Source organism: Clostridioides sp. ZZV15-6598 (assembly GCF_020657705.1).
GTDB classification, from domain to species: domain Bacteria; phylum Bacillota; class Clostridia; order Peptostreptococcales; family Peptostreptococcaceae; genus Clostridioides; species Clostridioides difficile_F.
In genome coordinates, this window is sequence record NZ_JAGWCS010000197.1 from 1 (window position 1) to 5,275 (window position 5,275).

At 26.0% G+C, this 5,275-nt stretch carries 7 protein-coding genes; 4 read left to right on the forward strand and 3 right to left on the reverse strand.

What is annotated here, in order from left to right; translation table 11 throughout:
- The first annotated feature begins 243 nt into the window (after nt 1-243).
- Together KGF50_RS20235 and KGF50_RS20240 are read left to right on the forward strand one after the other, a co-directional pair.
- Nucleotides 244-1,497: an anthrax toxin lethal factor-related metalloendopeptidase gene (locus KGF50_RS20235; RefSeq protein WP_227849725.1), complete on the forward strand. Its 1,254-nt coding sequence runs from the start codon at nt 244-246 to the stop codon at nt 1,495-1,497.
- 142 nt (nt 1,498-1,639) lie between these two features.
- Nucleotides 1,640-2,509, forward strand: a complete 870-nt coding sequence (locus KGF50_RS20240) for a methionyl aminopeptidase (protein ID WP_227849726.1) — start codon at nt 1,640-1,642, stop codon at nt 2,507-2,509.
- Between the two features lie 53 nt (nt 2,510-2,562).
- On the opposite strand, the gene KGF50_RS20245 is transcribed toward KGF50_RS20240, so the two are convergent.
- The 3 genes from KGF50_RS20245 to KGF50_RS20255 form a co-directional block, all read right to left on the reverse strand.
- Entirely contained in the window at nt 2,563-2,751 is a 189-nt protein-coding gene (locus KGF50_RS20245; protein ID WP_227433029.1) for a ferredoxin, read from the reverse strand.
- Nucleotides 2,752-3,087: 336 nt separating this feature from the next.
- Complete coding sequence (locus KGF50_RS20250; RefSeq protein ID WP_227849727.1) at nt 3,088-3,390, reverse strand: HTH domain-containing protein; 303 nt, start codon at nt 3,388-3,390, stop codon at nt 3,088-3,090.
- A 17-nt stretch (nt 3,391-3,407) separates the two neighbouring features.
- Nucleotides 3,408-3,626: a helix-turn-helix domain-containing protein gene (locus tag KGF50_RS20255; RefSeq protein WP_227849728.1), complete on the reverse strand. Its 219-nt coding sequence runs from the start codon at nt 3,624-3,626 to the stop codon at nt 3,408-3,410.
- Nucleotides 3,627-3,800: 174 nt separating this feature from the next.
- Here KGF50_RS20255 and KGF50_RS20260 point away from each other — a divergent pair, with 174 nt between their 5' ends.
- Together KGF50_RS20260 and KGF50_RS20265 are read left to right on the forward strand one after the other, a co-directional pair.
- Nucleotides 3,801-4,001, forward strand: a complete 201-nt coding sequence (locus tag KGF50_RS20260) for a hypothetical protein (protein WP_227849729.1) — start codon at nt 3,801-3,803, stop codon at nt 3,999-4,001.
- Between the two features lie 361 nt (nt 4,002-4,362).
- Nucleotides 4,363-4,932 carry a hypothetical protein gene (locus tag KGF50_RS20265; RefSeq protein WP_227849730.1) on the forward strand — a complete coding sequence of 190 codons (570 nt, stop codon included), beginning with the start codon at nt 4,363-4,365 and terminating at the stop codon, nt 4,930-4,932.
- Nucleotides 4,933-5,275: the final 343 nt, after the last annotated feature.

The window sequence follows — 5,275 nt, forward strand, 5'->3', positions numbered from 1 at the left end:
AAAAAAAACTGCTGTAAATTTTATATATTGGTCATCTTTAACAATAACTCAAATGTAAATTCGTAAAGTAGATTCCAAGAGTATTTAACGCTAAATTTTGACATATTAATAACATATTTATTCTTCTAACAAAAAATTCACAAATATAAAAAATAAAATTTTCAAAAAAATTATAATTTTCAAAAAAATAAATTGACATATATAAAAAAATTATGATAACCTAATAAAAAGGGGGCAATGATTATGGAAAACAATTTAATTACAGCTAAAAGCAATAATATTGAATTATCACAAAAGAAATTATTTAAAGTCAATTTACAGATAGGTGTAGACTTTACACTTTTGTCAAAATCACTTAAAGCCTTTTATAAAAAAGAAGAAGATTTTTATTGCATTGCTCTTGCACCATGCAATGTATCTGATGAAAAAGCAAGTAAGAAGATAAATATTTCTGATATGATAAAAGAAATTAATACTTTAATTGAAAGTGTAACTGATAAAAGCGAACTTTTAAGTGAAGAAATATTTACAAATAATTTATCAGAATTTTACGACGAATCTTTAGATAACATTTATATAGAGTTAAGACAAGCATATCTATATCTTAAGAAGAACACAAACAATCTTGATATAGAAAACTCCATTGAATATGTATTCGATGTCAGTATAAGTAATGAAACAAAAACAAAAGAAAATCCACTAATTAACTTTAATTCACTTTCTTTAGTTGTATGGAGTGGTGAAACAAATAATATCTTACATCAAATGAACATTTTAGACTTAGAAAATATTCACTCCTATCTTTCAGAAAACAATGCAAATATGACTCTTTATCAAGATGATAATCTCGAATATGAAGTTAATGAAAACAATGAAACTATAAGAAAAAATAACATAGATATAATTGAACAAATGCTTATACTTCCAGATAATTCAGATTATGATAAAGATGAAGTCGAAAACATGAAAAGCAGACTTTCAAATATAAATGGAAAATATCTACAAACACTTAAAGAAAAAGATATAATTATAAAATTAATAAATTCAAATTTAACTGATGAACCAGAATTTAGTGATTTAAAACACCAATTACCTCCGTGTTGGGTAAGATCAGGTAAAACTTGGAAAGATGTACCTGGTGTATATAGAAACAACTCTATTGTAGCTAAAATAGGTTATAGTAACCCTAGTTACGCAAATGTTCATTCAGCTAAAAATTTGGAATTACATGAAACTGCACATGCTATAGATAAAAATGTTTTAAACAAAAAATCAAATTCAGAAGAATTTATGGAAGTGTTTACTCAAGAAAGATATAAACTTTATGACCCTAAACAAGTTGCACATGCATATATTAGTAAATTCCCAGAAGAATTTTTTGCAGAATCATTTGTGCATTATTATCTTGATGAAGATTCAAAAAATATATTAAAAGAAAATTGTCCTTTAACATATAATTTTCTTGAAAAATTAGAACTAAGCTATGAAATACATTAATACTTAATAACATATTTCTATTTAATAAATTACTCTTTATAAAAGACTTTTTGATATTTATGTTATAATATTTCTAATGGTTATATTTTAAAATAGTTTATGTAACCCATAATTTAAATAAATAATAAAAGGATGAAGAGTTATGAAATTAAACAGAAATGATGCTTGTTGGTGTGGAAGTACTAAAAAATATAAAAAATGTCATATGGATATAGATAATAAAATAAATTCATTCGCTCAGCTAGGTCATATTGTACCTACTCATGACATCATAAAAAATGCAACACAAATTGAAGAAATTAAAAAAAGTGCTGTAATAAACACAAAGATTTTAGATTATATTTCAGATAAAATTAAAGTGGGAATATCTACAGAAGATATAAATGAATTAGTTCACAACTTTACACTAGAAAATGGAGCTATTCCTGCACCACTAGATTATAATGGTTTTCCTAAAAGTGTATGTACATCAATAAACAATGAGGTTTGTCATGGTATCCCAAGTAAAGACATTATATTAAAGGATGGAGATATTATAAATGTAGATGTTTCTACTATTTTTAATGGATATTACTCAGACGCTTCAAGAATGTTTATGGTAGGAAATGTTAAGGAAAATGCAAAACAATTGGTTCAAGTTACTAAAGAATGCATTCAAAAAGGTCTTGAAGCTGCTAAACCATGGAGATTCTTGGGTGATATAGGTGATGCTATTAATTCTTATGCAAAAGAAAATGGATATTCTGTTGTTAGAGAAATTGGTGGGCATGGAGTTGGACTAAGTTTTCATGAAGACCCATTTGTAAGTTATGTTTCTAAAAAAGGAACTGAAATGCTGTTGGTTCCTGGAATGATATTTACGATAGAGCCTATGGTAAATGAAGGTACTGATGAGATTTTTGTCGATGAAGAAAATGATTGGACTATCTATACAAAAGATGGTAAATTATCTGCTCAATGGGAGTGCATGGTTTTAGTTACAGAGACAGGAATTGAAATTTTAACTCAATAAAATATAAAAGCCTATAAAGATTGAGTTTTCAATCTTTATAGGCTTTTATTTTGTTAATGCACATCTATTGCATCAACTGGACAGCTTTCTCTAGCTTCTTTTGCTGATTCTTCAGCATCACTTGGTATTTCATCAACTATAACATGTGATTTTCCATCATCAGCCATGTCAAATACTTCTGGACATATTGATGGACATAATCCACAACCTATACAAGTATCTTGATTAACATTTGCTTTCATAATAAAAACCTCCTAGACGTTACAAATTTTAAATTTTGTTTACCAAAGATTGGCGAACTAAAACTTTGACCTTCAGTTCTTTTTTATTATGTCCTCAAATTTGAAAAAAATACCTTTTCAAAATAAATTTTATAAAATTTATTTTATAGTTGTGTTATGATTATTTTTCTTTATAATCTGATAAAACCTCGTCTATTACATAAAACTTAATCTGTTATTTCTGTTATTTCTATATTTTCTAATGCCCTATAAAACATATTAGTATCACATTAGTATCATAGTCTTTACTACATATCTTTTTTATTTCTACAATGTCCTCTATTTCTCAATCTAATTTCATTCTTTTATTATAATCTTTTTATGAGCTATCATGTTGTAGTTATGTTTAGCAGTTTTAAATGTATCTACAAAGGGCATTATAATGACACTATTTATAAGTGTTAGCTCATCATAATGTAAGGTTCCTTTTCCTATATAAAAGTCATTTAACTTCTTTATATCTATATTGGTTAAAATAGATACTGTGTCCATTGAGAATTTATATTCATCTATAAGATAGTATAAATCTCCTATATAATTCTTTGCAACCTCATCCTCTTTAAAAAAATTAATCTCTCCTGTATGCAAAGTTACTTCCATCTAATAATTTCCTCCTATTATACTTTTTCATTTGTATCCTTAATAGTAAAATAAAAATCAAATTCACAACCAAGTATTTCTGCAAATTCTCTAATTTCTTTTTCTGTAAAATTATCTCTTGAAAATTTATTTGAAAGATTTTGTCTTGTTTGTCCTGTTTTTTCTGCTAGCTCACCTATAGTCATATTTTTTCTTTTTAGTATTATTTTTATCTTTTCTCCAAATGAAATTGACATTATAACCACCTCACTTTTCTATATACAATTATACACTATATAGTTTCCTTTATCTATATTCAATTTACAAAGAAAACTATTTAATTTCATTTTTATATTTACAAACGACACTTTATAGTGTATAATAAACTTAACAAATGGAGGTATTTAAAAGTGCATAGAGGAGGGATAGGAATGTGTTTTAAGACTTATATACTTAAAAGAGTTCTAAGTAACAAACAACTGGAGATAACTCGAAGTTTTGACTTAGATAATCTCATTTGTACTGCAACAGAGATTTTGAAAGATAATGAGATAGATTTGATAATTACTGATGAAGTAAATAATGTTGTTTGGAAAAATGAAAAAAGCACTCCCCAACATGAGAATGCTTAATTGCAACTATAGAAGTGTACTGCGAATACACTTCTATTTTTTTTATTATATCATATAATTTATGTTGTTAAAAAGAGCTATTTAAATCAATTTTAAGATGCGTTGAGTAATATTCTTGATAGTTTTATACATTAATGAATTTCGTTCGTTTTATTATTACAATATGTATCGCATTTCATTATATCTAATTATAATATATAAAATTTATCTCATATACTTAATTTATATTAAGTTTTATTATATGTATTCTTAAGTTTTACTATATGTTTTATTAATATTTAGTATAGTTAATTCTTAAGAATTATATTCTACAATAATAATATATATCTTTGATATAACTAATTTAAAATGGAGGTATTTTATGAAACTAAGAAATCCAAAGATTAAGAAATTGTTATCAGTAGCATTATTAGCAGCTCTTGTAGGCATACCTATCGGACAAACAGCCAATGCAATGGAAATTTCAAATAACATCCCAAGTTATATAGAAAATAATCCAACAACAATAGAAGACTTGGAAATCAATGACTCTCAATTACCTAAACCAGGCACAGTTACATACATAGATATGAATAAGCTAATTAAAAATCTTAAGGAAAACGGTATTAATACTACTCTTATTGAAAATGAATTATATTATAGAAAATCTGGAACAAATAAAATAGTTTGGACTAAGACAGGCTTTGATTTATATCTTTCTAAAGGGGTTGCATTAACTTTAGCTGGTGCTGGTACAGGGGTTGCAGGTCTTTTGGCTGGCGCCATTCCTGGTATAGGACAGTATCTTGCCGCTGCTATAGTTGGAGCAATTACAATGCATCTTGGGTCAAATATAACATCTGGAAAAATCTTTAAATTTAAGAAAATGCGTTATAATAAAGGTGGGGCTTATGTAACCAAATACTACTTACAATCTGTAAGAAATCAATAGGTGATAAAATGATTATAAAATATCTACTTTTTGCAATTGTCTCAGCATTAATTTTATTCTTTTCTAATAAAGTATTTCAACTAAGTAAATTACACAAGTTCATTATATTGTTTGTTTCATTTTTTATACTGACTTTTGTAGCATCATTCATTAGTAGATAAAAAAATAAGATGGTGGGGTTAACTTACCGTCTTTTTCTAATTTAATATTTGTAATATTTTAGATACTCTTTAACATTGTATTGCTGATATACTTTGTTTAATAAAAGCAAATCTAATATAAATTGGTGATTATATTACAAAGGAGGTATCTACTATGAATTTTGGGAATATCAATCTTATAC